Below are 426 nucleotides of genomic sequence, written 5' to 3'. Positions count from 1 at the left end.
TGCAGCGCGGTACCTGTGGCGATGATGAGTCCGTCAATACCGGAGGCAATGAGCGTTTCAAGATCGGGATGGTAGGAGGCGCCGAGGTCAGCAGCGACGGCCTGCGCATGCTCGGCAGCAATATCCGTGAGTTTAAGGGTGATCGTCCGGACTGATTCATCGGCGTTCGAAAGGGTCGCGATATTGCGGGCGTGCATTACTCCGATGCGGCCGACGCCGATCAGTCCGAGCGTTACATTTTTCATAAGGTATCCCTGCGTCTTCGGAGGTGAAAGTCGCCTTAGCGTGAGCGCTGGTGCGGGCCGTAAGGAATGTTGGACCGGTCCAACACCTAGGAGTCACGTTAGTGGTTCTGCCACGATGAGTCAAGAAATGTCCTGACAAACTTACAAAGCCGTCTGCCGACCGCGCTTAAACGGCGGTTAG

Annotated in this window: 1 protein-coding gene; it reads right to left on the bottom strand. The window is 56.8% G+C overall.

Translation table 11 applies throughout. From position 1 onward, the window contains the following. A partial coding sequence (locus JF66_RS21265) for a Gfo/Idh/MocA family oxidoreductase (protein WP_035880989.1) occupies nucleotides 1–245 on the bottom strand: 245 nt, incomplete at its 3' end. Nucleotides 246–426: the final 181 nt, after the last annotated feature.

It is taken from the genome of Cryobacterium sp. MLB-32 (assembly GCF_000738085.1).
GTDB lineage: Bacteria > Actinomycetota > Actinomycetes > Actinomycetales > Microbacteriaceae > Cryobacterium.
This window is presented reverse-complemented; position numbering and strand designations above follow the sequence as displayed.